General features: G+C 71.0%; 18 protein-coding genes and 1 pseudogene. 10 read left to right on the forward strand and 9 right to left on the reverse strand.

Features of this window, described 5'->3' with window-relative positions; all coding sequences use genetic code 11:
• Positions 1–164: 164 nt before the first annotated feature.
• Complete coding sequence (locus tag ACZ5VQ_RS29550) at positions 165–1,334, forward strand: lactate 2-monooxygenase (RefSeq protein WP_469107735.1); 1,170 nt, start codon at positions 165–167, stop codon at positions 1,332–1,334.
• Positions 1,331–2,395, forward strand: coding sequence for a 2-hydroxyacid dehydrogenase (locus ACZ5VQ_RS29555; protein WP_469107540.1), 1,065 nt, complete (start codon positions 1,331–1,333; stop codon positions 2,393–2,395). Before ACZ5VQ_RS29550 ends, ACZ5VQ_RS29555 begins: the two co-directional genes overlap by 4 nt.
• A gap of 103 nt (positions 2,396–2,498) precedes the next feature.
• Here ACZ5VQ_RS29555 and ACZ5VQ_RS29560 read toward each other — a convergent pair whose 3' ends face one another.
• From ACZ5VQ_RS29560 to ACZ5VQ_RS29570, 3 genes are all read right to left on the reverse strand, one after another.
• Complete coding sequence (locus ACZ5VQ_RS29560) at positions 2,499–4,370, reverse strand: RICIN domain-containing protein (RefSeq protein WP_469107541.1); 1,872 nt, start codon at positions 4,368–4,370, stop codon at positions 2,499–2,501.
• A gap of 574 nt (positions 4,371–4,944) precedes the next feature.
• Complete coding sequence (locus ACZ5VQ_RS29565; RefSeq protein ID WP_055617647.1) at positions 4,945–5,322, reverse strand: hypothetical protein; 378 nt, start codon at positions 5,320–5,322, stop codon at positions 4,945–4,947.
• Between the two features lie 3 nt (positions 5,323–5,325).
• Positions 5,326–5,571, reverse strand: a complete 246-nt coding sequence (locus ACZ5VQ_RS29570) for a hypothetical protein (RefSeq protein ID WP_143634966.1) — start codon at positions 5,569–5,571, stop codon at positions 5,326–5,328.
• A 197-nt stretch (positions 5,572–5,768) separates the two neighbouring features.
• Between ACZ5VQ_RS29570 and sigJ the strand changes: the two genes are divergently transcribed.
• Positions 5,769–6,731: an RNA polymerase sigma factor SigJ gene (gene sigJ / locus ACZ5VQ_RS29575; RefSeq protein WP_469107542.1), complete on the forward strand. Its 963-nt coding sequence runs from the start codon at positions 5,769–5,771 to the stop codon at positions 6,729–6,731.
• On the forward strand, positions 6,728–8,479 hold the full coding sequence (gene qcrB, locus ACZ5VQ_RS29580; RefSeq protein ID WP_469107543.1) for a cytochrome bc1 complex cytochrome b subunit: 1,752 nt from the start codon (positions 6,728–6,730) through the stop codon (positions 8,477–8,479). The genes sigJ and qcrB overlap by 4 nt, the downstream gene beginning before the upstream one ends.
• Here the strand turns inward: qcrB and ACZ5VQ_RS29585 are convergent.
• Positions 8,451–9,413: pseudogene (locus ACZ5VQ_RS29585) on the reverse strand (hypothetical protein); the annotation flags it as partial. The gene qcrB and the pseudogene ACZ5VQ_RS29585 sit on opposite strands and share 29 nt — an antisense overlap.
• 457 nt (positions 9,414–9,870) lie before the next feature.
• On the opposite strand from ACZ5VQ_RS29585, the gene ACZ5VQ_RS29590 reads away from it, so the two are divergent.
• Positions 9,871–12,279, forward strand: coding sequence for a SpoIIE family protein phosphatase (locus ACZ5VQ_RS29590; protein WP_469107544.1), 2,409 nt, complete (start codon positions 9,871–9,873; stop codon positions 12,277–12,279).
• 47 nt (positions 12,280–12,326) lie between these two features.
• On the opposite strand, the gene ACZ5VQ_RS29595 is transcribed toward ACZ5VQ_RS29590, so the two are convergent.
• Entirely contained in the window at positions 12,327–14,648 is a 2,322-nt protein-coding gene (locus tag ACZ5VQ_RS29595; RefSeq protein ID WP_469107545.1) for a ricin-type beta-trefoil lectin domain protein, read from the reverse strand.
• Between the two features lie 398 nt (positions 14,649–15,046).
• Between ACZ5VQ_RS29595 and ACZ5VQ_RS29600 the strand changes: the two genes are divergently transcribed.
• The gene (locus ACZ5VQ_RS29600; RefSeq protein ID WP_469107736.1) at positions 15,047–16,303 is read left to right on the forward strand and encodes an SLC13 family permease; all 1,257 of its coding nucleotides are present in this window, start codon (positions 15,047–15,049) and stop codon (positions 16,301–16,303) included.
• 193 nt (positions 16,304–16,496) lie between these two features.
• Positions 16,497–18,395 (forward strand): glycoside hydrolase family 9 protein, encoded by a 1,899-nt coding sequence (locus ACZ5VQ_RS29605; protein WP_469107546.1) that lies wholly within the window; start codon positions 16,497–16,499, stop codon positions 18,393–18,395.
• Positions 18,396–18,408: 13 nt separating this feature from the next.
• Here the strand turns inward: ACZ5VQ_RS29605 and ACZ5VQ_RS29610 are convergent, their stop codons facing one another.
• Positions 18,409–19,323 carry a helix-turn-helix domain-containing protein gene (locus tag ACZ5VQ_RS29610; RefSeq protein ID WP_469107547.1) on the reverse strand — a complete coding sequence of 305 codons (915 nt, stop codon included), beginning with the start codon at positions 19,321–19,323 and terminating at the stop codon, positions 18,409–18,411.
• Positions 19,324–19,387: 64 nt separating this feature from the next.
• Here ACZ5VQ_RS29610 and ACZ5VQ_RS29615 point away from each other — a divergent pair, with 64 nt between their 5' ends.
• Complete coding sequence (locus ACZ5VQ_RS29615; protein ID WP_469107548.1) at positions 19,388–20,227, forward strand: phytanoyl-CoA dioxygenase family protein; 840 nt, start codon at positions 19,388–19,390, stop codon at positions 20,225–20,227.
• Positions 20,228–20,248: 21 nt separating this feature from the next.
• On the opposite strand, the gene ACZ5VQ_RS29620 is transcribed toward ACZ5VQ_RS29615, so the two are convergent.
• The 3 genes from ACZ5VQ_RS29620 to ACZ5VQ_RS29630 form a co-directional block, all read right to left on the reverse strand.
• Positions 20,249–20,896, reverse strand: a complete 648-nt coding sequence (locus ACZ5VQ_RS29620) for an HAD-IA family hydrolase (RefSeq protein ID WP_469107549.1) — start codon at positions 20,894–20,896, stop codon at positions 20,249–20,251.
• A 105-nt stretch (positions 20,897–21,001) separates the two neighbouring features.
• Positions 21,002–22,018 carry an NAD(P)-dependent oxidoreductase gene (locus ACZ5VQ_RS29625; RefSeq protein WP_469107550.1) on the reverse strand — a complete coding sequence of 339 codons (1,017 nt, stop codon included), beginning with the start codon at positions 22,016–22,018 and terminating at the stop codon, positions 21,002–21,004.
• 217 nt (positions 22,019–22,235) lie between these two features.
• Entirely contained in the window at positions 22,236–23,138 is a 903-nt protein-coding gene (locus tag ACZ5VQ_RS29630) for an alpha/beta fold hydrolase (RefSeq protein ID WP_469107551.1), read from the reverse strand.
• Positions 23,139–23,448: 310 nt separating this feature from the next.
• On the opposite strand from ACZ5VQ_RS29630, the gene ACZ5VQ_RS29635 reads away from it, so the two are divergent.
• Both ACZ5VQ_RS29635 and ACZ5VQ_RS29640 read left to right on the forward strand, forming a co-directional pair.
• Positions 23,449–24,294: an endo alpha-1,4 polygalactosaminidase gene (locus ACZ5VQ_RS29635; RefSeq protein WP_469107552.1), complete on the forward strand. Its 846-nt coding sequence runs from the start codon at positions 23,449–23,451 to the stop codon at positions 24,292–24,294.
• A 12-nt stretch (positions 24,295–24,306) separates the two neighbouring features.
• Positions 24,307–25,629, forward strand: a complete 1,323-nt coding sequence (locus ACZ5VQ_RS29640) for an ABC transporter substrate-binding protein (protein WP_469107553.1) — start codon at positions 24,307–24,309, stop codon at positions 25,627–25,629.
• Positions 25,630–25,695: the final 66 nt, after the last annotated feature.

The raw sequence follows: 25,695 nt of genomic DNA on the forward strand, positions 1-25,695 counted from the left end.
CCGGCAGGCCCGGCGATCTTCGCGTCGACGGTGGACGGATCTTGTCCCGCTCGTCAGGATCGTCGCAGGAACAGCGAGGTGTCCGGCGGAAACGGGGCACGGTCTCCAGCGCGAACGGCACGGTCTCCACCCGCGAGACCAAGGGCGAGAGGCGGAACGTACGGATGACGAAGCACTGGGCGGACTTCCAGTACGAGATCTATCTGAACGGCATGACGGGCGCGGTGCCCCGACTGCCCACCGATCTGACCCGGCTGGAGGAGCTGGCCGAGCAGCGGCTCGAACCCGGTCCGGTCGGCTATGTGGCGGGCAGCGCGGGCAACGGCAGCACGGCTCGGGCCAACCGGGCATCGCTCGAACGGCGCCGGATCGTACCCCGCATGCTGCGCGATGTGCATGAACGCGATCTGTCCGTCGAGGTGCTGGGCCGCCCGCTGCCCGCTCCCCTCGCCCTCGCGCCGGTCGGCGTCCTGTCGATCATGCACCCGGAGGCCGAGTCGGCCGCCGCCCGGGCCGCCGCGGCGCAGGGTGTGCCGTACATCCTGTCGTCGGCGTCCAGCACCCCGATGGAGCAGGTCGCTGAGGCGATGGGTGACGCGGAACGCTGGTTCCAGCTGTACTGGGCGAAGGACCGCGAGGTCACCAAGAGTTTCCTGAACCGGGCGAAGGCGGCTGGATTCACCACGCTCTTCGTCACGCTGGACACGCCGTTGCTCGCCTGGCGGCCGCGCGACCTGGACCTGGCGTATCTGCCGTTCCTGCACGGGATCGGCACCGCCAACTACTTCTCGGACCCGGCGTTCCAGGCCGGTCTGGCCAAGCCGGTGGACGAGGACCCGAACGCGGCGGTCATGCACTTCGTCGGGATGTTCGCCGATCCCGCGAAGACCTGGCCCGATCTGGAGTTCCTGCGCGAGAACTGGGACGGTCCCATCGTCCTCAAGGGCATCCTGCACCCGGACGACGCCCGCCGGGCCGTCACCGCCGGGATGGACGGGGTGGTCGTCTCCAACCACGGCGGCCGCCAGGTGGCCGGCTCCGTCGGCGCCGCCGACGCGCTGCCCCGGGTGGTCGAGGCGGCCGGTGACCGGCTGACCGTCCTCTTCGACGGCGGGATCCGCACGGGCGACGACATCTTCAAGGCGCTCGCGCTGGGCGCCGAGGCGGTACTCGTCGGACGTCCGTACGCGTATGGGCTCGGCCTCGACGGCCAGGCGGGAGTGGAACATGTCATCCGCTGTCTGCTCGCCGAACTCGACCTCACCCTCGCACTGTCCGGTCACGCGGGCCCGGCGACGCTGAGCGCCGACGACCTCGAAGAGGAGACCGCATGACCGACGACTCCCCCAACCCTGCCCCTGCCCCCGCCACTGCAACTGCCACTGCAACTGCCGCTGCCACTGCCACTGCCACTGCCACTGCCACTGCCAAGAACGTCCTCGCCGTCATCTCGCCCCACGTGGGCGGCCGTTCGGGGGGAGCCGGGCTCGCCACGCTGTTCCCGAAGGAGGTCCGAGTCACCGTCGTGGAGTCGGCCGACGAGGACCCGGCCGCGCTGCGCGAGGCGCACGTCGTCATCACCGGGCTCGCCCCTGTCACCGCCCGACACCTGGCCTCCGCACCGGAGTTGGAGCTGATCCAGTGCGCCGGCCACGGCTTCGACTACGTGGACCTCGAAGCGGCCCGCGCACGGAACATCCCCGTGTGCACCATCGGCTCCAGCGGTGCCGAGAAGCAGAACGTCGCCGAGCAGACCTTCGCCCTGATGCTCGCCCTCGCCAAGCAGTTGATCCCGGCGCACACCGCGCTCGTCGACGCCGACTGGGCGCTGCCGCGGCTCCAGCGGTCCATCACCGAACTGTCAGGCAAGACCCTCGGAGTGATCGGACTCGGCCACATCGGCCAAGAGGTCGCCCGCCGTGCGGTCGCCTTCGACATGACCGTCCTGTACGCCGGACCGCGGTCCGTCGGCCCGGAGACCGAGGCACGGCTCGGGGGCGCACGCCATGTCGGTCTCGACGAGCTGCTGCGCGCGTCGGACTACGTCACGCTGCACGCGCCGCTCAACGACACGACCCGGCATCTCCTCGACGCCGACAGGCTCGCGCTGCTCAGGCCGACGGCGTTCGTCGTCAACACCGCGCGGGGCGCGCTGATCGACCAGGACGCCCTCGCGGACGCGCTGGAGTCGGGTGCCCTGGCCGGGGCGGGCATCGACGTCTTCGACCCCGAACCTCCCACACCGGCCCTGCGGCTGCTCAAGGCCCCGAACGTGGTGCTCTCGCCGCACGTCGCAGGCGTCACCCGCGAGACCCTCGTACGGATCGCGCTGGCCGCCGTCCAGAACGTCACCGGGTTCCTGACGGGCGAACCACCCCGGGACGTCGTCTCCTAGCACCAGGTCGGAGCAGGACCGGATCGAGGCAAGACCTGGTCTAAGCAAGACCTGGTCGAACCAGGGCCTGGTCGAACCAGGGCCGGAACTTGGCAGAACCGGGTCAGAGACCGAGGTTCGAGACCGTCCGCGCCAGCAGAAGGGGCACCGGCGCGACGGGCCGCGGGGCGGAGTCGTCGACGGTTACGGCGCGGCGCTCCGCGTAGGGCCCGGACACGGTGGTGGTCGGCTCGGGCTCGGCGTCCTTCTCCGCGGCCGACGGCTCCACCTCGCACGGGGACTCGGCGCAGTCGGAGCCGGAGCCGGAGCCGGAGTCCGATTCGGCGGACGTCGGGTCGGCATCCGGCCGGCCGGACGACGGCGCGCCCGTTCCGGCGATCGACAGCGACTCGGGGCTGGCCGTCGTGGCGTCGGTCAGCCAGCGCTGTTCGTCCGACCTGTCGCGGATCTTCACCACGACCTCCGCGTCCGGGTCGCCGGAGGAGGGTGCGACGGCGAGCCCCTCCTGCCAGCGGGGCAGCAACTCGCCCTGGACGGTGAGGTCGTAGCGCACGTCGTCGCCCCGCTTCGCCGACGCGGCGACGCAGCGGCCCAGGACGACCACGCCCGCGTCCACATGGGAGTCCAGGCACAACTCGGGTTCGGCGACGCTGCGCAGGAGTCCGTCCTCCTCGTACGACCACCGCTGTGTCCTGGCCGCGGAGCATGTCTCCAGTTTGGTGCCGACACCGGCCTTGGCCCTGCCGCCCTTGATGTCGAGGCAGAGGTCCGCGGCGAGGTTGCGCAGCCGGGTCTGTCCGGGAGGCGTGGGCAGGCCCGCCGAGTTGGGCGGGGACGAGGACCTGGCGGGCGGCGTCTGTCCGCCGGCCCCCGGAGCGATGCCGCTGGACGCGCCGGCGGAGGCCGAGGGATCCGCGTCACCGTCGTCCGACGACCACAGGCTGGCGACCAGGACGGAGGCGAGCAGGGCCACCGAGACCAGTCCCGCTCCGGTGAGGAGTGCCTTCGAGTGCCGGGAGCTCGGCGAGGAGTGGCGCCCCTGCCTCGACGGCCTGGGCGAGAGCTGGGACAGCAGACGGGGGCGGTCGCCGCCGCCCGGGCGTCTGCCGCTGTTGCGGCCCGGACGGGCACCCGAGTGACCGCGGCTGGGCCGCGACTCGAGATAGCGGCGAGCGCCCCAGCCGAGCATCGACTCGGCGAGCAGACCGCCCAACCCACCCTCGAAATGACTGAGTTGCTCGGCCGCGTAACGGCAGAAACGGCACTCCAGGAGATGCTGCTGCACATCGGGGAGCAGCGCGCCGCCGCGGCGAATCGGAACGTCCAGGAGACGGTTGTAGTAGCGGCAGTCTTTGTTCGGCGCGAGTTCACGGTGAGCCCGAACACAGCCCTCCCGGAATTTCTCCCGGGCCTGCTCCAGAGCTGCCGACGCGGTGTCGGTATCCATACCCAGCAGACCGGCCGGTACGGATATGGGCTCGGCCTCGACCTCGGTGTGCCACAGCACGCACTGGGCGAGTCCCGGGAGGGACTGGAAAGAACGCTCGGCGAGCTTGCGATTTTCCGGCGTCATGGACTTCGTCGCGCGCATACCGCGACCCCCGGCGGGTTTCCGGAGATCCGGCAGCACCGCGGATATCCGGTCCTCCGCGGACCATGCCTTGATGATGTCCCGCACGGCCACCAGGAGCTGGGGGCGCAGGGCGACGGCGGACCCGGCGCGCCGCAGGCGTTCCAGCACCTGTTGGAACGCGGCGGCGGTGACCATGGAGGCGACGTTCGCCGAGGAAGCGAGGCAGATGACCGCGTAGTCGTGCGTCGGCTGCCAGTGTCGCGCGAGCAGCAGCGCCACGGAGTGGGTGAGCTCGCCCTCCGGCTGCGCTCTGAGGAGGGCGGCGAGGCTCTCGTCGGATTCCCCGGGAGCGGCTCCGGAGCCCGGCGGATACGGAGGACGAGGCGGGTGGGGGGTGTGCACTGAGCGGTTTCCTTCCAAGGCACAAGGTGGCACACAGAAGTTGTGACCGCCGAAAAGGAGCTCCTGGTTGGTGCGTACCTTTTTGGCTTGACGCAGGGAATGCGGTCGGGATGTCGACCACTCGACGTCCGTCGGCCGTGAGCCTTTTGAGCCCGACGGCACGATGAAATCCCGAGCAGCGAATCAGACCTGACCATTGGACATGTACGAGGAAGTTCACCCTTGCACAAAACTCTCACACCCAACAAGGCACTTGAGCTACTTCAGCAACATCCGCGCATTGAAGGAAAGTCAGTCCCACCTAGGGCAACTCGCCTCGGCCGCCCCGCATTTCGAAATGGCAATCGTTGCCATGCGCCCCGTGTGAACCGCGCGCCCACGCCGGCGCCTCTCGCACGCTCCCCGCGCGCGGCAGGGCGTAGTCCACTGGTGACGGCCCTTCTCGGAGGCCCCGCACGGGACGGCGGCTCTCCCGCGCGAAACGGGCCGCCGACCCCGATCCTCCCGCCCTCGGTCGGCGGCCCCGAGGGCGGGTCGTCGTGTCCTGGGCGGCTCGCACCTGTCGCGGCGTGACTCAGATCTGCCAGGACCGCAGACGGTCGGCCGCCGCGAAGACGTCCACCTTGCCCGAGATCAGGTCGCGGGCGAGGTCCACGAGTGCGCCGTACGGCGGATCGATCCCGACGCCGCTCACGAACATGTACGAGACCGCCGTCGCACACGCGAAACGGGCGTTGGCGGACGGCAGCGGCTTCAGCAGGGCCAGGGTGTGCAGCAGCGCTGCGGCGCGCCAGGCCGGGTCCGAGTCCACCCCGAGCCGGGGCGGGTCCACTCTGTGCCGGGCCACGGCGGCCACGAGCACCGAGAAGTCGTTGACGGTCGGCTGGTCGGGCAGCACCTCTTCATGGCGCTGGAGCAGCCAGGGCACGTCGATGTGGATGACGGGTGCCATGAGTCAGGCGGCCCGCCCCTCGCCCCTGGTGGGTGGTTCGTCGTCGGGGAAGGCCGCGGCGAACTCGTCCGCGTGCGCCGCGAAGAACCGGCGGAAGACGTCCGCGCCTTCCTGCAGCGCCCGGTGCCGCACGATGTCGGCCGCGGCCGCCTCACGAACCAGGGCCTTCATCGACGTACCGCGCTCCTTGGCGATCTGCCGCAGATCCTCGAGCTCGCGCTCGCTGAATTCCACGTTGAGAGCAGGCATGCCCTCACGGTACCGCGCGGGTACTTACTCGTAAATACATGCAGGTCAAGTGGCATGTACAACGGTACCGACACAGCGCGACCCGCAATACTCCGGCGTACTCCATCTGAGACGTGCGTCACATCCCGCCCGTCGGCTGTCACATTCCGGGCCCCCGCGGCCCTCGCATGAGTGAGCGCGCTACGGGAGGCACACGCATGTCCGAAAGTCCGGCACCGGAGACCGACGAGGCACTGAACACGGCGACCCGGCTGTTCATCGACCACCGCGAGCTGTTGTTCGCGATCGTCTACAACATGCTCGGCGGCGTCGCTGACACCGAGGACGTACTCCAGGACACCTGGCTGTCCTGGTCCCGGAGCCGCGACCGGTCGCCGCTCCGGGAGATCGACAACCCGCGCGCGTACCTCGTACGCATAGCGGTGAACCACGCGCTCAAGCGACGGGCGGTGATCAGCCGCCGACGGGAGACGTACGTCGGTCCCTGGCTGCCCGAGCCGCTCGTCGCCGAGTCCACCGAGCCGGCGGCGGCCGCGGACGCCGCCGACCGTGTGCTGCGCGGGGAGTCCGTGTCGATGGCGATGCTCGTCGTCCTGGAGTCGTTGTCTCCGCTGGAGCGGGCGGTGTTCGTTCTCAACGAGGTGTTCGGCTACGCCCACACCGAGATCGCCGAGGTCATCGACCGCAGCCCCGCGGCCGTCCGCCAGCTCGCGCACCGCGCCCGTCGGCACGTACACGCCCGCCGTCCGCTGTACGAGGCACATCCGCGGGTGCGAAGAGAGGCGACCGAGCGGTTCGTCGAGGCCGCTCTCGGCGGGGACATCGGCGCCCTGATGGAGATCCTCGCGCCGGACGTGACGGTGTGGTCCGACGGCGGCGGCAAGCGTCGTCCGGCGGGGCTGCGGCCGATACACGGGCGGGACAAGGCCATCCGTCTCCTCACCTCCTACGCCGGGCGGGGCGAACCCCAAGGGCTGGCCATCCGCTATCGGCGCGTCAACGGCGACGACTCCGCGGTGCTCTTCGCGGGCGAGTCTCCGTACGCGGTCCTGGTCATGGACCTCACCCCCGAGGGCGACCGGGTGTCCGGCCTCTACATCGTCTCCAACCCCGACAAGCTCACGCACGTGCACCTGGGAGAGAAGGAGGGGGACGCATGACCACCACCGAACGGCAGGCCGCGAAGGAGTCCTCCGGTCAGCGCGTCGCCGACTGGCTCGACGGCCGCCTCGGCACCCACAGCCTCGGCAAGAAGTATCTGCGCAAGGTCTTCCCGGACCACTGGTCGTTCCTGCTCGGGGAGATCTGCCTCTACAGCTTCGTCATCCTGATCCTGACCGGCGTCTATCTGACGCTGTTCTTCCATCCGTCGATGAACGAGGTGACCTACCACGGCAGTTACGTCCCGCTGAACGGCGTGCGGATGTCGGAGGCGTACGCGTCCACGCTGGACATCAGCTTCGACGTGCGGGGCGGTCTGCTGATCCGGCAGATCCACCACTGGGCGGCGCTGATCTTCATCGCCGGGATGCTCATGCACATGATGCGGCACTTCTTCACGGGCTCGTTCCGCAAGCCCCGTGAGGTCAACTGGCTGTTCGGCTGGACGCTGTTGTTCCTCGGACTCTTCGAGGGCCTCTTCGGCTACTCGCTGCCGGACGACCTGCTGTCCGGCACCGGAATGCGGTTCGTGGACGGCGCGATCCTGTCCGTGCCGATCGTCGGAACGTATCTGTCGTTCTTCCTGTTCGGCGGCGAGTTCCCCGGGCACGACATCATCGGGCGCTTCTACTCGCTGCACATCCTGGTGATTCCCGGGATCATGGCGGCGCTGGTGGTCGCGCATCTGATCCTGGTCGTCTACCACAAGCACACCCAGTTCCCCGGGCCGGGGAAGACCGAACGGAACGTAGTGGGCGCGCCGTTCATGCCCGTCTACATGGCCAAGGCGGGCGGTTTCTTCTTCCTGGTGTTCGGGGTGATCGCGTTCATCTCGGCGATCGCGTCGATCAACCCGGTCTGGTCGTACGGTCCCTACCGAGCCGACCAGGTGTCCACGGGCGCCCAGCCGGACTGGTATCTGGGCTTCGCGGAGGGCCTGGTGCGCATCATGCCCGGCTGGGAGATCAACGTGGCCGGGCACACGCTGGTCCTCGGCGTACTGATTCCGATCGTCGTCTTCCCGCTCCTGCTCATCTTCATCGGCGCCTATCCGTTCCTGGAGTCCTGGATCACCGGTGACAAACGGGAGCACCATCTCCTGGACCGTCCGCGCAACCGGCCGATCCGTACGTCCATCGGCACGGCGTGGATCAGCATCTATCTGATCCTGCTCGCGGGCGGCGGCAACGACATCGTGGCCACCCGCTTCCATCTGTCGATCAACACGGTCACCTGGGCCGTCCGGATCGCGCTCTTCGTCGTCCCGGTGATCGTCTTCGTCGCGACCCGGCGCATCTGTCTGGCCCTCCAACTCCGGGACCGGGAACTGGTGTTGCACGGCCGCGAGACCGGCGTGATCAAACGGCTCCCGCACGGCGAGTACGTCGAACTGCACCGGGCCCTCTCCCCCGCCGAGCTGCACACCCTCACCCAGCACGAGCAGCCCCGGCCGCTCGAAGTCGGCCCGGCCGAGGACGCGAACGGCGTGCCGAGCCCGAACCGCCGGATGCCGATGCTGCGTCTGCGGGCCCGGCTCTCTCGCGCGCTGTACGGCGAAGGCACCCAGGTGGCGAAGCCGACGGCCGAGGAGTACCGGGCGGCCCACCGGCCCGATGGGCACCCGGCCGACGAGCGCTCGTCCGTCGAACAGCACCCAGCCGTCGAACAGCCGCCGGGCGAACGGCAGGTGAGGGAGCATCAGGTGAGTGGCCGTCAGGTCAGCGAGGCGGGACCTCCAGACGGCTGATCCGCAGGGCACCCCGGACCTCTCCCGGCTGGCGGCTCTTCATGGTGACCCGGAGCCGGCTGCCGCGCACCGCGTCGAAGGTGATCACCGTCGACGCGTCGGACGCGGTGGCCCAGTCGACGTCGGCTCCCTTCACGGGGCGATAGCGGTGTCCGTCCCAGGCGGCGACCTCCGCCGAAGCGGGCAGGGAGTGCGTGGCGTCGACCGTGAAGCAGACCTCGATCCGGTCGAAGGAGCGGGCACGGCCCCACTCGACGGACACCCAGTCCTCCTCGCGGGCGCCGTCGAAGGCGGGCAGCAGGGCCGTGGCCGCCTTGAGGAACCCGTTGGACCAGCCGGTGCCCGCGTCGCCGTCGAGCATCGCGGCGGGCAGGGTGTCCGGACGGCCCGAGTAACTCGCGTCCGCCAGCGGGTAGTCGGGGATGCCCGGTCCGGGGTCGGGGGCGAAGCCGACTGCCGGGGTCAGGACTTTCGGGCGCGCGGCCGTGGCGCGAACGGTCACGGTGGCCGTCCGCAGTCCCGCCGAGCGCGCCCGAAGCGTGAGCCTTCCGTCCTCGGTGCCGGAGCGGACGATCGCCAGGGCCTTGCCGTGGAAGGCCGTTATGGACCATCGGCTTTTCGGTCCACTGGCTCTTGAAGAGGTGGTACATGTCCTTCGGGAAGCCCGCCGTGTCCACCGCGCCGAAGAAGGACGCCTTGACCGGGAACACGTCGTACGGCGTCGGCTCGCCGATGTAGTCGATCCCCGACCACAGGAACTCGCCCGTGAACCACTTCCGGTCCCGGTCCTTCTTCAGCCCGTACTCGCCGCTCATCGTCCAGGAGGCGAGGTTGTTGTCGTACGAGGACGTCGAGCGCCGGCCGGGGGTGTGGTTCTCGCCCGTGTTGAGGCGGTCCGGCTCCTGGTACGCCCCCGGGTGGAGGTCTCCGACGAGGGTCGGTGAGGCCGGCCGGATCGACGAGCGCGAAGCGCCAGCCGTCGCGGAGCGGGACGGTCCGCCCTCCGGTGGCGGGCCGGGCACGGAGAGCGGCTTCCTCGGCGGCCGATGCCTCGGAGGCGCCCGCGAGGATCACGGGAGCCGCTGTGCCGGCGATCAGTACGGACCTGCGAGTCACCGTCACGGTGTTTTCCCTTTCGTAAGGGCTCACCTTTGCTCACAACTGCTCGCGAACAAACAGATTCTGACAGTGCGACACATGCAACCGTCAAGACGCCGGTAAGCGCTTCCCGTCCCTGGCGTCACATCGGCCTGAATCCCACGGTGGCGGAGGGGGCCGGCAGGGGGCAGGCGCAGGAGCCTGTGTGCCATGTGCGGAGGACCCCGACGCACTAGGCTGGAACACAAGTGACGCACCTGTTCACTGTGAGTGTGCGCAATGGAGTGGCGGCGATGAGGAGCCACAACGAATCCTCGGACGACAGCCCGGGGTACCCGTTCGACGAGACCGCCACGGCGCGGGCCGTCATCGACGGCGACGGCATCCTCGTCGAGTGGAACGAGGGCGCCCGGCGCCTGCTCGGCCATGCCCCGGGCGAGGTCGTGGGCCTGCCCGCCGCGAACCTGCTGGCCCGGGACGCCGGAGCCCCGCTCCCCCCGTCCGCCGACCGCCGCTGGAACGAGACACTCGCACTGCGCCACCGGGACGGCCGGACCCTGAACGTTTGGCTGCTCGCGCACCGGCGCAGGCCCGAGCTCGGCGACCGCAGCGACTGGCTCGTCGTCACCCCTCTGGAGAACGACGAGCCGCCGACGCAGGCCGATTCCCTCTCCGCCATGTTCCTGGAGCAGTCACCCTGCGCCACCGCGCTCTTCGACGAGCGGCTGCGGCTCCGGCGGGTCAACTCGGTGATGGCCGAGTCGATAGGCCTCCCGGAGGAACGCATCCGCGGGCTGCGCATCCCGGAGATCGGCGGCAGCCCGCAGAACGACGAGTTGGAGGCATCCATGCTCCAGGTGCTCCTGACCGGGCAGCGCAAGGACGTACAGACCCAGGGCACCGGCAGGGCGGACGGCGCGCTGGCCTGGCTCGCGCGGATGGCGCCGCTGACCGACGCCGAGGGCCGGGTGGTCGGCGTCTGTCTGTCCGCCCACGACTTCACCGACCAATACCTCGCCCGGGAGCGCCTGCAGATCGTGAACGAGGCGAGCATCCGCATCGGCTCCACCCTCGATGTCACCCGTACGGCCCAGGAGCTGGCCGATGTCTGCGTGCCCGCGCTCGCCGACTTCGTCAGCATCGACCTCGTGGACCCGCCGGAACACGGCAACGAGCCGTACACCGGGCCGATCTCCGCTCCCGTGAGCCTGCGCCGCGCCGCCCACCGGTCGGTGAACCCCGGCAACCCGGAAGCCGTGGTCAAGCTGGGCCAGATCGACGTCTACCCCTCCCCCTCGCCGCAGGCCGACTCCCTGGTGGCCGGCCGGGCCATCGTGGCCACCGATCCCATGACCACACTGGCGGACTGGCTCGCCTGGGATCCGGCGCGCGGCGAGCGCGTCAGGGAGCTCGGCATCCACACGACGATGTCCGTTCCGATCCAGGCCCGCGGTGCGACGCTGGGCGTCGCCGTCTTCACCCGGTTCCGGCGCCCCGACCCCTTCACGGCCGACGACGTCCTGCTGGCCGAGGAGGTCACGGCCAGGGCGGCCGTCTGCATCGACAACGCCCGGCGCTTCTCCCGCGAGCGCGAGACCGCCATCGCCCTGCAGCGCAGTCTGCTGCCACGGACGCTCCCGCGGACGGCCGCCGTCGAGGCGGCCTCGCGCTATCTGCCCGCGGCCCGGGCCGGGGTCGGCGGCGACTGGTTCGACGTGATCCCGCTGTCGGGGATGCGCGTCGCCATGGTCGTCGGAGACGTCGTCGGCCACGGGGTCCAGGCCTCCGCCACGATGGGGCGGCTGCGGACCGCCGTGCGCACGCTCGCCGACATCGACCTGGCACCGGACGAACTGCTCACCCACCTCGACGACCTGGTCGTCCGGCTCTCCGAGGAGGCCGGCGTCGAGGGAACCACCGGCGAGGTGGGGGCCACCTGTCTGTACGCCGTGTACGACCCGGTCACCCGCGTCTGCACACTCGCCCGGGCGGGCCACCCGCCACCACTGATGCTGCGGCCCAGCGGCTCGCCCGAGGAGATCGACGTACCGTCGGGGCCTCCGCTGGGCCTGGGCGGGCTGCCGTTCGAGTCGGTCGAAGTCAGGCTCCCCGAGGGCACCGTGCTCGCCCTCTACACCGACGGGCTGGTCGAGAGTCGCGACCGTGACGTGGACGAGAGTCGCGCGGTGCTGAGCCGGGCGCTGGCCCGCAGCGCGGGCTCCCTCGACGAGGCCTGCCACGACATCCTCCAGTCGCTGCTCCCGCCGACCGGCGCCTCCGACGACGTGGCCCTGCTGCTCGCCCGGACGAAGGGGCTGCCGACCTCCCAGGTCGCGACCTGGGACATCCCGGCGGACCCCGCCCTCGTCGCCCCGATCCGCAAGCAGGTCGTCCAGCAGCTGGAGACCTGGGACCTGAGCGAGGAGGGCTTCACGACCGAACTGGTCGTGAGCGAACTCGTCACCAACGCCATCCGGTACGGCGAGCGTCCCATCCGGCTACGGCTGATCCACGACGCCGCCACGCTGATCGTCGAGGTGTCGGACTCCAGCCACACCGCGCCGCATCTGCGTCGCGCCAAGGTCTTCGACGAGGGCGGGCGCGGTCTGCTCCTGGTCGCCCAGCTCACCCAGCGCTGGGGCAGCCGCCACAACCCCGAGGGCAAGACGATCTGGGCGGAGCTGACACTCGGCGAGGAGTGACGCGCCGGAAGCCTCAAGAGTCCTGACGGTCCTGACGGGCCGTCAACTCACCGGCCGCCGCCGTACCCGCCTCCTCCGTAGCCACCGCCTCCGTAACCGCCCCCGTCGTATCCGCCGTATCCGCCGTATCCGCCGTATCCGCCGCTGTAGCCGTCTTCTCCATAGCCACCGCCGTAACCGCCCCCGTAGCCGCCACCTCCATAGCCACCGCCATAGCCACCGGACGCGCCGTCGTACCAGCAGTAGTAGCCGTAGCACACCCAGCTCGGAGCGGGTGCGGGCGTCGGGGGCGGAGGCGGAGGGGGTGTCTGGGAGGGCGCGGGCTTCGGGGGCGGTGGGGGTGGTGTGCGGGTGGGCTTCGCGCTCGGGGTGCGCGTCGGCTTGGCCGTGTCGCTGTTGGTGTACGACGTGATCCACTCCATCTGGAGCGAGTCCACCGAGGTGTCGATCTCCCAGCGCTGGGCCTTGCCTTCGCTACGGGTCTTGAGGACCAGGCCCGTCTCCTCGTCGCCCGAAACGGGTGCCAGTGCGAGCTTCGGTCGCCCCAGGGGCACCAGGTTTCCCTCAAGGGTGAGGTCGTAGCGGACGGACACCTGGTCCTCGTCGCCGTCGCAGGGGCCCAGCCGGACGGAGGAGGGGAGCCGGGAGTCGAGGCACATGTCCTTGTCGGCCAGGCTGCGCAGCAGACCGTCGCTCTCGTACGCCCACTGCTGGCGCTCCGAGGAACTGCAGGTGGCGACGACGGCCTCCACGCCCGCGACCGCCTTGCCGTCGGCGATCCCGACGCAGTCGCCGCTCGCGACGTTGCGGAGCCGCCCGCTCAGCGTGCCGGTCGTGCCGCCGGTGCCGATCCTGGTCGGCCTGGTGTCGGGTTCCTCCGACGCCGTTCCGGCATCCGAGGAGGAGGGCTGCCCCGCGTTGTCCCCGCCGGACCACAGGACCAGTGGCACGAGTACGCAGCCGCTCACGGCGAGGATCGCCAGGGCGAGGTTGCGTCGGCGCGGGGAGCGCCTGCCGGGCTCGCCCGGGCGGGCGTCCGCGTGCGGCGGAAGCCGTACGGCGTGGCGCGGACCCCCGCTGTGGAGAGCGGCGCCCGGCCGACGACCGGCATCAGGGTGGGGGCCGGCACCTGGGGTGTTGGCCGTGCTCGCGTGGCCGCTCGCACTCGGGTGAGACCCGCTTCCCGACCCCGGATCGGCGCTCGGACCGGTGCCCGGACCGAAAGCCTGACCGGCAGCCGGGTGGGCGCCTGCTCCCGGGTGAGGGGCGAGATCCGGACGGGGGCCGACGCCAGAGGGATCAGGAGCCTGCCGAGGGCTGGGCCCCCAGACGGAATCGGTGTCCGCGTAGACGTCGGCCTCCGAGGGACGTCCTGCACCCGGCTGGGGGGCGGAACCCGGCCCGGACGCGGTGCCGGTCCCGGGCCCGGTGCCCGGCTGTGATCCCGCAGCCTCCGGGTAGGACCCCACTCCCGGGTGCGGGTCCATGCCCGGAGCCACCGACACCACGGGGCCCGCCTGCGCCTCCTCCGCCCGGACCCGGCGTCCCGGCCTGGAGTGGAGATACTGCTGGGCCGCCCAACCGAGCACCCCCTCGGCCAGGAGGCCGGCGAGACGGCCGCCCGACTGGTCCAGTTGGCCGGCCGAGGACTGGCAGTGCGGGCAGCCTGCCAGGTGCTCCTGCAGATCGGGGCAGATCCTGCCGCCGGGCCGGAGCGACACGTCGAGCAGCCGGCTGTAGCGGCGGCATTCCTCGTCGGGGGCGAGTTCGCGATGGTTCTCCAGGCAGTTCTGGCGCAGCAGTTCCCGCGCCCGGTCCAGCGCGACGGAAACGTCCTCGACGGAGATCCCGAGCAGGCGGGCCGGTACCGCGAGATCCTCGGCCTCCACCTCCGCGTGCCACAGAACGCAGCGGGCGGACTCCGGCAGCCGATGGAACGCGCGGGACACGAGCCGCCTGTTCTCCGGCGGCAGAAGCCGGTCCGCGGCGCGTTCCTTGTCGTTCGGGTCGGACCGCAACTCGGGACGGAGCAGCTCCCGGCGTTTGTCCGCGTCCCATTCGCCCGCTATTCGGCGCACGGTCACCAGCAGTTGCGGTCGCCATGCCGCCTTCGGTCCGGTGCGCCGAACCGACTCCCCGAAGAGCCGGGTGAATGCGGCGGTGGTGAGCATTCCGGCGTACTGCGCACCGTTCGTGCACAGTCGGGCGTACGAGAAGACCGGCACCCAGTGCCGGGAGAGCAGTTCCCCGGAGGGATACTGGGCGGGTGTCTTGCCCGAACCCCTCTTCAGGTCCGCCGTGAGCCGTTCGTCCGTCGCATCGAACAGGCTTCCGGTTGTAGGGGAATTCGACGGGGTCGCGTCGCTCACGTGCACTTTCCTCCAAAGCCCCCGCAGAAATAGTCCATACCAAGGGGTACGAAATTTTTCCTGCACGCTGACGGGTGCACCTTTGCACAACGCACCGCCCCGGAACAAGAGACCGCTCTCAATCCTCCATTCCCAGCAACGTCTTTGGCGGAGACAAAGTGTCAACAGAAGCCCGAAGCAATGCGATTCGGAATGGCACACTCTCAAGTTACCTGAAGTAAGTACCGATTTGGCATCGCGAAGAAGAGGGCTGCCGCCAGTAATTCGTTGGAATATGCAACCCAAGAACGCAGGGAAGGAGCTTGACGGCGGAGTCTTCGACTCACCCCCGTTCGCCTCCGCAACAGGCCGTCTGATTCGATTCAACGAAACCGACAATCACTCCCGAAGGACGAACCCTGAGTTCCACGCTCGCCACAGCCCTTTCCGCCGTTCTCCTCGTGGCGGTACTGGCCTGTGCCGTGATCCGTCCCTTCGGCCTGCCGGAGGCGACCGTGGCGGTCCCGGCCGCCGGTGTGGTGATCGCGGCCGGCGCGATCACGCTCGACCAGGCACGCGCCGAGGCCGAGCTGCTCGGACCCGTCGTGGGCTTCCTGGCCGCGGTGCTCGTACTCGCCAAACTCTGCGACGACGAGGGGCTCTTCCAGGCGTGCGGCGCCTGGCTGGCGCGTACGTCCAAGGGGCGGCCGCAACGACTGCTGGCCGCCAACTTCGTTCTCGCCTCGGTGATCACGGCCGTGCTGAGCCTGGACGCCACCGTCGTCCTGCTCACGCCGGTGGTGTTCGCGACCGTGGCCCGGCTCGGCGCCCGCCCGAAGCCCCATGTGTACGCCACCGCCCATCTGTCGAACACGGCCTCGCTGCTGCTGCCCGTCTCCAACCTCACCAATCTGCTGGCGTTCACGGCCAGCGGTCTGAGCTTCACCCGGTTCGCCGTGCTGATGGGGCCCGCGTGGGCCGTCGCCATCGCGGCCGAGTACCTGGTCTTCCGGCGCTTCTTCGCCGACGACCTCAGGGGCGACGCCCCGGAGCCTGCCACCGTCGAGCCCGTCGAGCCGCCCGTGTTCGCGCTGGTCACGGTCGCCTGTACCCTCGCGGGCTTCGCCGTGGCGTCCGCGCTCGGCATCGAACCGGCCTGGGCGGCGCTGGCCGGGGCGCTCGTCCTGGCCGGCCGGGCGCTGATCCGCGGGTACACCACACCGCTCGCCGTCGCGCGCGCCGCCTCGCCGGCCTTCCTCGCCTTCGTCCTGGCACTCGGGATCGTGGTGCGTGCCGTGGTCGAGAACGGCCTCTCGGACGTGCTCGGCCACCTGGTCCCCGACTCGTCGAGCCTGTCGGCGCTGCTCGGCATCGCGGCCCTCGCCGCCGTCCTGGCGAACCTCATCAACAACCTGCCCGCCGTCCTCGTGCTGCTGCCCCTGGCGGCCGTGGCGGGCCCCGGTCCGGTCCTCGCCGTACTGCTCGGGGTGAACATCGGCCCCAACCTCACCTACGCCGGATCGCTGGCCACGCTGCTGTGGCGGCGCATCGTGCATCAGCACGAACACGACGTCGATCTCGGCGAGTTCACGCGCCTCGGCCTCATCACCGTGCCCGCCACGCTGATCCCCGCCGTGGTGGCCCTCTGGCTCTCACTGCGCGTGTTCGGAGGCTGAGGCGCGCACGCCCCGGGGCACCTCGACCGGGCCACCTCAACCGGGTCGACCGCCGCGGCCCGGCCAGGTCGTGCGCGGAGCATTGACGCTGTGACATGGTCATGCAATGCTCCGTTTTGGGAGCGCTCCCACTGTCCTGTCGTCCCCGTGAGACGGCATCCGTGGACCCAGTCCAGGCACCGGGAGGCGCTCCATGCTCACGTTCCCGCACGTGCACCGCCGTCCCACAAGACGCCGTACGAGAAAACGCACGACGGCCGCCCTGCTGACGGCGGCCCTGCTCTCCGGCGGCATGGCCCTCGCACCCGGCGCGACCGGGCTGCCGTCCGCCGCGTCACCGTCAGCCGCACCGCCGGCCGCCGCGGACCCGGCCGCCACCGCCACGACGCCCGTGCGCGTGAACCAGGCGGGCTACCTGCCGGACGGCCCCAAGCGCGCCACGGTGGTCACCTCGGCGGCCCAGCCGCTGACCTGGCAGTTGCGCAACGCGTCGGGCGCCGTGGCCGCCTCCGGCCGAACCGTCGTACACGGCACGGACACGGCCTCGGGCGAGGCCACCCACACCGCGGACTTCTCCGCGTACCGGAAGGCGGGCTCGGGCTTCGTCCTGGTGGTCGACGGGCTGAGCAGCGCGCCCTTCGACATCCGCGCGGATCTCTACGACAGCCTGCGCTCGGACGCGATGGCGTTCTTCTACCACCAGCGCAGCGGCACGCCGATCGAGGCCTCGCTGGTGGGTCCCGCCTATGCGCGGCCCGCCGGGCACATCGGGGTCGCACCGAACCAGGGCGACACGAACGTGCCCTGTCAGGCCGGGGTGTGCGACTACACCCAGGACGTTCGGGGCGGCTGGTACGACGCGGGCGACCACGGCAAGTACGTCGTCAACGGCGGGATCTCCGCCTGGACGCTCGTCGACTCCTTCGCGCGGGCCAAGCGAGCGGGCAACGCGTCCGCGCTCGGCGACTCGACCCTGCGGATACCCGAGCGCGGCAACGGCGTCCCGGACGTGCTGGACGAGGCCCGCTGGGAGCTCGACTTCCTGATGCGGATGCAGGTGCCGGAGGGCAGGCCTTACGCCGGTATGGCCTTCCACAAGATCCATGACGCGGCCTGGACCGGCATCCCGACCCGTCCCGAACTGGACTCCCAGCCGCGCGAGTTGCACCGCCCCTCCACTGCGGCCACGCTCAACCTCGCCGCCACGGCGGCCCAGTGCGCGCGTGTCTTCAAGCCGTACGACTCCACGTACGCGAAGCGGTGTCTGAGCGTGGCCCGCACGGCGTGGACCGCGGCGAAGGCCAACCCCGCGCTGTACGCCCCGGAATCGGACAGCACGGGCGGCGGCCCCTACAACGACACCCAGGTCACCGACGACTTCTACTGGGCGGCGACCGAGCTGTACGCGGCGACCGGGGAGCGTGCCTACCGGGACGCGGTCACCTCCTCGCCCTGGCACACCTCGTCCGGCGCGCTCACGCCGACCGGCTTCAACTGGGCCGACACCGCGGCGCTCGGCCGGCTGACCCTGGCGACCGTGCCGAACGGGCTGCCCGCCTCCGACATCAGGCGGGTGCGCGCGTCCGTGACCGCCGCGGCCGACGGACACCTCGCCATGATGGCGGGCCAGGGCTACGCCGTGCCCATCCCCGCGAACGGCTACGTGTGGGGCTCCAACAGCCAGGTCACCAACAATGCGATCGTCATGGCGACGGCCTACGCGCTCACCGGCCAACAGCGGTACCGCGCCGGGGTGTTGGAGTCGATGGACTACCTGTTGGGCCGCAACACCCTCGATCTCTCCTACGTCACCGGCTACGGCGACACGTACGCCCGCAACCAGCACCACCGGTTCTGGGCGAACCAGTACGACGCCTCGCTGCCGAACCCGCCTGCGGGCTCCCTCGCGGGCGGCCCCAACAGCGGTCTGCAGGACCCGGTGGCGCAGGAGCACCTGGCCGGCTGCTCCCCCGCGGCCTGCTACATCGACGACATCGGCTCGTACTCCACCAACGAGGTGACGGTCAACTGGAACGCCCCGCTGGCCTGGCTGGCGGCCTTCGCCGCCGAGCGCTGCCCGCCGCGCGACTAGATCACGACGGTCGTCAGCGTCGGAGCCCGGCCCGGTACGCGCCGGGCGGGGCTCCGTAGCGCTGCCGGAAGACCCGGTTGAAGTGGAACGGGCTGCTGAAGCCGGAGGCCGCGGCGACCCGTTCCACCGGCAGGTCGGTGGCTTCCAGCAGTCGCGCTGCGTGCAGCAGCCGGGCGATCAGCAGCGCCCGCATCGGGGACCGGCCGAGCTGCTGGGTGAAGAGATGCGCGAAGCGGGACGCCGAGAGCGAGACCCCTGCCGCCAGTGACTCCACGGTGTGCGGGGCGCCCGGGTCGGCCGCGATGAGCGCCTCGGCCTGCCGGATCCGTACGTCGAGGCCGGACCGGTCGGGTTCCCCGCGTGCCGTGGCGGTGGCGAGCAGGACGACGGACTCCAGGGAGCAGAGGGTGAGCTCGCGGGCGGCGGTCCCGTGGGCCACGGCGACCCGGCCGTCCTCGGGCTCCTCCAAGGGCTCTTCCTTCGGTGGAGCGCCCGCGCCCGTCCACCGGGCGTCCGTGAGCATCCGCCGGAACGCCGACTCCAGCCGGCCGCGCACGCCGTCCGGGACCGGTGTGACGGCGTACAGCCGGTCCCCGAGCGCGTACGGCCGCAGCCAGTCCGTCCAGGTCGGCCGTGCCTGGCAGTGCACCCACCAGAACGCCCAGTGCCTCGCGCCCGGTGCGACGGCGTAGTGGTGGGGCAGGTCCGGGCCGAGGACGACGAGGTCACCCGTGCCCGCATCCGTCTCGGCTGCTCCCTGGGCGAGTCGGCCCTCACCACCCGTGGTCCAGACGAAGAGCCAGCTGTCTGCGCCACCCGGCCGGCTGACGCTGTAGCCGGGGTGCTGGTCGAAGCGGCCGACCGTCACCAGGCCGGGCGGCGGTGACGGGGCAGCAGGCTCGGGCAACTGGTCAGCACGCACAGGCATCCTCCCGGAAGGCACTTCTGCCTAGCGTGGACCATGCAGGACACCGACGCGAAGGGACGGTCGTATGACAGTCACGGACAGGGGCGCGAAAACGGACGCGGGCGGAGGCGCGAGCGGGGATGTCGTACGGCGCTTCGAGCAGGACGGCTTCACCGTGGCGCGCGGGCTGTTCGCCCCGGCCGAGATCGACGCGCTGTGTGCCGAGTTCGCCGCACTGCACGCCCGCGGACCGGTCCCCGGGCACTTCGAACCCCGCGCGACCGAGACGACCGGCCCCGCGGACCCGCTGCACGTCTACCCCCGGGTCATGAACCCGCACCGCATCAACGACCTGGCGCTGCGCCACCTCCTCGAACCCCGGCTGCGGGACATCCTCGAACTGCTTCTGGGCGAGGAGGTGTTGGCCGCGCAGAGCATGTTCTACTTCAAGCCGCCGGGCGCCCGCGGCCAGGCCCTGCACCAGGACAACTTCTATCTGCGGGTGGAGCCGGGCACCTGTGTGGCCGCCTGGGTCGCCTGCGATGTGATCGACCGGGAGAACGGCGGCCTCGAAGTGGTCCCGGGCACCCACCGCATGGACGTGTTCTGCCCCGAGGAGGCCGACGAGGGGCTGTCGTTCGCCCGCGAGTACGTCCCGCCGCCGCCCGGACTGGCCCCCGTTCCGGTCGACATGGAGCCGGGGGACGTCCTGTTCTTCAACGGCAGCCTGGTGCACGGCTCCCAGCCCAACCGCAGCGCCGACCGCTTCCGCCGCTCGTACATCGGCCACTACGTCGGCCGCTCCGCCGAGCGCATCGGCCGCTTCTACCCCACCCTGACGATGAGCGGGGACCCGGTGCCGCTGCGGGAGAGCGAGGGCGCGGGCCCGTGCGGCACGGAGTTCGAACCGGCGGGCCCGCACTGAGGCCGTCGGAATCCCGCCGGGTCAGGAGCGCAGCAACTCCGCCGTGCCCAGGTCGAGTACGCCGTCGTGCCAGGTCACCCCGCGCAGATCCCGTACGACGACGAGGGCGTCGGTGTCCAGACCGCGCGGCCCGACGCCGATGACGTACGCCCCGGCCGCCGCCCCCGCCGTGGCGCCGGCCGCGCTGTCCTCGAGGACGACCGTGCGTGCCGGGTCCGTGCCCAGCTTCCCGGCGGCCGCGAGATAGCCGTCGGGGGCGGGTTTGCCGTGGGTGACGTCGTCCGCGGTGATGAGCACGGGCGGCAGGGGCAGGCCCGCGGCGGCGATGCGGGCCCGGGCGAGCGCGTTCACTCCGGAGGTCACCACGGCCCAGCTGCCTCGCGGCAGGCTCGTCAGCAGGTCGAGGGCGCCGGGCAGTGCGGTCGTGGTGGCCGCCGCCTCGATCTCCAGGCGGTCGATCTCGGCGAGGGCGGCGGACCGTTCCCCGGGGTCGGGCACGAGCAGTGCGACGGTGTCGGCGGAGCGCCTGCCGTGCACCATCGCGGTGACCCGGTCGGCGGAGAGACCTCGGGCGCGGGCCCACTTGCTCCATGCCTGGTCGACGCCGAGGTCCGAGTCGACCAGCACGCCGTCGTTGTCGAACAGCAGGCCCTCGCAGGGGATGTTCACTGAAATGCACCTCACAGGGGCGGTTCCGGGCACGTCGGGCGACGTGCTTCCGCGGCCGGGGGTCCGCGGGGCGTCTCCCGGGAAAGCACGGCACGGCCGGACTCTTCAGGTGACGGGACGGTTGCGGTATCGGCCGACGAGTTCGCGCGCCGCGGTCTGCATCCGGGCGGGCGGCAGCCCGTCGGCCAGCAGGGTCAGGTCGTCGACGACCATGTCGCCGATGGTCAGGAAGGCCTCCGGGATGCCGCCCGCGCGGTGGGCGGAGAGGACCAGGCCCTCCAGTTCGCGGGACGGGTCGTCGGCGGCGACGGGTTCGTCGGGCCAGACGTCGATGCCCGCGAGCAGCCTGCCCTCGGCCACCCGCGCGAGCAGCGCGGGGAAGTCCACGACGGGCGCTCTGCTGACCAGTACGAGCCGGGCGCCGTCGGGCAGCAGGCCGAGTTCGCGCTCGCCGAGCAGATGGCGGCTGTCGTCCGTGACGGTCGCGAGGACGAAGACGAACCGGCTGTGGGTCAGGGTCTCGTCGAGGCCGGCCGGGACGAGTCCCTGCTCGCGCAGGACGGCGGCCGGCAGCCAGGGGTCGTAGACGCGGAGGGTGGGACGGAAGGGCGCCAGGAGCGGGTGGAGGCTGCGGCCGAGGTTCCCGAATCCGATCAGGCCGACGTCCGCGCCGCGCAGCAGTACGGCGTCGGTGTTGCCGTCGGAGACGTACCGTTCGCGTCCTGCGCGAAAAGCTCGGTCCTCACGGCTGATGCCGCGCGCGAGGTCGAGCGCGAGCCCGAGGGCGTACTCGGCGACTGCCTGGGCGTAGGCGGGTCCGCAGCCCAGGACGTGGATGCCGCGCCGGAAGCACACCTCGTAGTCGACGTTCGGGAAGAAGTTGCCCTCGACGTTGAGCAGGGCCCTCAACTCCCCTGCCCGGGCGAGACGTTCGGCCGGCAGATCGGGCTGGCCGACGACCGCGAACGCGTCGGGCAGCACCTTGTCGAAGGCTTCCTCGGTGTCCGGCTCCACGACGGCGAAGCGATCGTGCAACCGGGTCAGTGCGTCCCGGGTGAAGATGCGTTCCTTGGGGTGCGGGTCGGTTTGCAGGATCACGAGCGGCTTGTGCGGGGTGCTCACGGTTCTCCTTGCATCCGTCACGGTTCTCCTCGTGCCCGTACGAGACGTCATGCCCGTACGAGAAGTCGCCCCCGTACGGGAAGTCGTGCCCGTGCGGGAACGGGCGTCGGCCTCACGAAACGGTAGCCCGGTGCTGCCGGCACGGCACCATGGCCGAGCGGCCGTCTCCCGTGTTCGGTGCTCCGGACAGCCATCGCTCGCAGGGCGGGGCCCACGGTCAGCCGGCGGAGAGCCGCGCGGCGAATCCCAGGATGGCGTCGGCGACCGGGCGCGGGTTCTCCAGCAGCATCGCGTGGGTGCCGTCGATGTCGGCGACGGTCACCTCGGCACGGCTGTGGGCCAGTTCGGCGAGATCCCGGGCGAGTCCCGTCGCGTAGGCCGCCATCAGTCCGTCGAACCAGTCGAGGCCCGGGATCGACGGGACCGGCCGCAGCGCGCGGCCGAGCAGCAGGGGCCGTTCCATGCGGTGGAAGAGCGCGAAGAGGTCGAGCGAGTCGATCTCGGCCAGCATCTCCAGGGCGTGCTCCCGACCTGGCCGCAACTCCAGCTGTCCGTCGGCGCGTTCGTGGACGGAACGCCGGACTCCCGCCTCCAGCAGCTCGTACGGGATGCCCAGTTGCGCGGACATCGCCCGCTGCTGGGCGAGCAGGTCCCTGAGGCCGCCCGGGGGAACGACCTGGCCCGCCACCGTCGTGGCCAACTCCCGCATCTGGGCGAGCCGTTCCTCGACGTACGCCGGATCGAGGCCGACGTACTGGCCGGGCCGTCCCCACCCGAATCCGTCCAGGTTCACCGCGCCCGGAGTGACCCCGGGGTGATCCAGGGCGTACCGGACGGCGAGCATCCCGCCGAGGGAGTGGCCGACGGGGAGCGCCCCGGGAATGCCGTGCGTGTCCAGGACCGCCTCGATGTCGGCGAGCACCTCGGGGATGCTCCACGTCCCGTCCGGCGAGAATCCGTGGCCCCTGAGGTCCACGGCCAGCACCCGGTGGTGGCGGGCGAGAAGCGGGGCGACGGCGGCCCAGTCCGCGAGAGTACGGCCGGCGCCGTGCAGCAGCAGGAGCGGGGCGCCCTCGCCGCCGTGGTCGTGGACGGCGAGGGTGACGTGTTCTCGGATCATGATCAAACACTAGAACGTCTGGTCGGTTGGGCGTTCCTGTGGGGTGGCCGGTCCATGCGTCGTCGGGTGCGACCAGCCCCCACCCACCCGCGGCCAACAACACACCGGTCCGGGCGGAGCCGCCCCACAACCCTGCGCGGACTTGACGCGCAGAATTTCGCACGGTTTGATCCTGGGCGTGCCCAGGCCCGCAGCCCGGCACGCAGAGGTACGCCCAGCCGGTATCGGACAAGGTTCTCAGTCCGGCCAAAGTCGCCAGGACCGTCACGGGGTCCGAGGCGGGGACGTACTCGCGATTGATGGAGCGGACATGCCCGTCAAGCGTGGCGCCCGCGTGGGAGTGTTCAGGGCGACCATCGCCCTGATCGTCCTCGCCGCACTGGCTTCCTGTACGTCGGATCCGGACGACAAGGGTCCGGACGAGTCCACGAGGCCGAGCCCGAAGGCCGTTCGGCTGCCGCCCGTGCACGCCGGATTCGACTACCAGATCGGTGGCGCCTATCCGCCGCCCGCCGGCGTCCGTATCGTCGCCCGCGACCGCGAGGCCGAACCCGCGCGCGGCCTCTACAACATCTGTTATGTCAACGCGTTCCAGGCCCAGCCGGACGAGCGGGACGACTGGCCCGCCGACCTGCTGCTGCGCGACAAGAAGGGCAAGGTCGTCGTCGACGGCGACTGGGACGAGGCACTGCTCGACATCGGCACACCCGCCAAGCGCGAACGCGTCGCCGGCCGGATCAACGAGTGGATCGACGGCTGCGCGGACAAGGGCTACGACGCCGTCGAGCCCGACAACTTCGACAGCTTCACCCGCTCCCGCGGGCTGCTGAGCGCGGCCGACGCCACCGCCTTCATCAAGCTGCTCTCGGACCACACGCACTCCCGGGGCCTGGCCATCGGACAGAAGAACACCGTCGAGCTGGCCGGTCAACGAGGCCGTACGGGGCTCGACTTCGCGGTGGCGGAGGAGTGCGGCGAGTACGACGAATGCGGTGAGTACGCCGAGGCGTTCGACGACCGGGTCGTCGTGATCGAGTACACCGACAACGGTTTCAGGAAGGCCCGTTCGGGCTTCGGCGACCGGCTGAGCATCGTGCGCCGGGATGTGCTGGTGTCGACGCCGGACAGCGCCGACTACGTCCGCAAGACCCGCTGACGGAGGCTCCCGATGACTCGGACCCGAGGTGTGTTGTGCCCTGTTGAGCGCCGCGGCCTGCTCAAGGGGGCTGCCGCTGTCGCCGCCGCGCCCCTCCTGGGCGCCTGTTCGCAGGGCGCGTCCGACGGCGTGGGTGCCGACGGGAAGGTGACCGTGGAGCTGTGGCACGGTCAGGTCGACATCGCCAAGGACGCCATTCAGGCGCTGGTCACGGAGTTCAACCGGACGCATCCGAGGATCCGGGTGGACGCCGGTGGCGGCGGGGTCGTCTCCGACGCGATGCTGCAGAAGGTGACGGCTGCGCTGGCCGCCGGCTCGTACCCGGACATCGCGTACGTCTTCGGCTCCGACCTCGCCAGCATCGCCCGCAGCCCCCGGGTCGTCGACCTGACCGACGCGATGCGCGGCGGCCCCACGGCCTGGAACAGCTTCTGGGCGCCGGTGCGCGAGGCGGTCACCGTCAACGGCAAGGTGCGGGCCGCTCCCGCGCTGCTCGACTCGCTGGCCGTCGTCTACAACAGGAAGCTGTTCCGGCAGGCCGGTGTCCCCTTCCCCGAAGCGGGCTGGACCTGGGACGAATTCACCGACACGGCAAGGAAGTTGACCGACTCCGGACGGGGCGTCTTCGGAACGGGCTGGCCCGGCACGGGCGACGAGGACACGGTCTGGCGGCTGTGGCCGATGATCTGGGACCTGGGCGGTGACGTCGTCGCCGCCGACGGCAGGAGCATCGGCTTCGCCGGCCAGGGCGTCCGAGCACTCGACACACTGCGGCGACTCGTCGAGGACAAGAGCGTGTACGTCGACCCGAAGCCCGGCGGCGAGCAGATGTACCAGGTGTTCCTGGGCGGCCGGATGGCGATGGTGGCGACCGGGCCCTGGCAACTTCCGGACATCCTGGACGCCGAGGTGGACTACGACGTCGTACCGCTGCCGTCCTACAGCGGGCGCCCGGTGACGATCTCGGGCCCCGACACCTGGACCGTCTTCGACAACGGCACCGCGCGCTCGCGGGCAGCCGTGGAGTTCGTCCGGTGGATGATGCGGCCGGAGCAGGACGCCCGGTGGGACATCCGGGCCGGGAGCCTGCCCCTCGGTTCCGCGACGGAGCGGCGCCCGCAGTGGCGGACCCACTCCCGGGAGACCACTGGGCTCGCGGTGTTCACCGACGCGCTGGACTCCGCCCGGGTCCGGCCCGTCCACGCCGCGTATCCGCAGATCTCCCAGGCCCTCGGCGAAGCGATCGTCTCGGTCCTGCTCGGCAGGGACTCCCCCGCCGAGGCGCTGCGCCGGTGCGCCGACAAGGCCGACGCGGCGCTACTCATCCCGCGCTGACCCCGCACGGATCCGGACCCCTCACGGATCCCTCGCTCGACCTGTGCTGATCCCCGCGCTGTACCA

The sequence above is a fragment of the Streptomyces sp. NPDC033178 genome (assembly GCF_055577685.1).

Bases quoted from the DNA above. Each gene is read 5' to 3' on its own strand.
- ACZ5VQ_RS29610 (WP_469107547.1), bottom strand. From the start codon at position 19,323: ATGCCTGTGCGTGCTGACCAGTTGCCCGAGCCTGCTGCCCCGTCACCG.
- ACZ5VQ_RS29630 (WP_469107551.1), bottom strand. From the start codon at position 23,138: ATGATCCGAGAACACGTCACCCTCGCCGTCCACGACCACGGCGGCGAG.
- ACZ5VQ_RS29635 (WP_469107552.1), top strand. From the start codon at position 23,449: ATGCCCGTCAAGCGTGGCGCCCGCGTGGGAGTGTTCAGGGCGACCATC.
- ACZ5VQ_RS29570 (WP_143634966.1), bottom strand. From the start codon at position 5,571: ATGCCTGCTCTCAACGTGGAATTCAGCGAGCGCGAGCTCGAGGATCTG.
- ACZ5VQ_RS29550 (WP_469107735.1), top strand. From the start codon at position 165: ATGACGAAGCACTGGGCGGACTTCCAGTACGAGATCTATCTGAACGGC.
- ACZ5VQ_RS29605 (WP_469107546.1), top strand. From the start codon at position 16,497: ATGCTCACGTTCCCGCACGTGCACCGCCGTCCCACAAGACGCCGTACG.
- ACZ5VQ_RS29615 (WP_469107548.1), top strand. From the start codon at position 19,388: ATGACAGTCACGGACAGGGGCGCGAAAACGGACGCGGGCGGAGGCGCG.
- ACZ5VQ_RS29565 (WP_055617647.1), bottom strand. From the start codon at position 5,322: ATGGCACCCGTCATCCACATCGACGTGCCCTGGCTGCTCCAGCGCCAT.
- sigJ (WP_469107542.1), top strand. From the start codon at position 5,769: ATGTCCGAAAGTCCGGCACCGGAGACCGACGAGGCACTGAACACGGCG.
- qcrB (WP_469107543.1), top strand. From the start codon at position 6,728: ATGACCACCACCGAACGGCAGGCCGCGAAGGAGTCCTCCGGTCAGCGC.
- ACZ5VQ_RS29555 (WP_469107540.1), top strand. From the start codon at position 1,331: ATGACCGACGACTCCCCCAACCCTGCCCCTGCCCCCGCCACTGCAACT.
- ACZ5VQ_RS29590 (WP_469107544.1), top strand. From the start codon at position 9,871: ATGAGGAGCCACAACGAATCCTCGGACGACAGCCCGGGGTACCCGTTC.
- ACZ5VQ_RS29640 (WP_469107553.1), top strand. From the start codon at position 24,307: ATGACTCGGACCCGAGGTGTGTTGTGCCCTGTTGAGCGCCGCGGCCTG.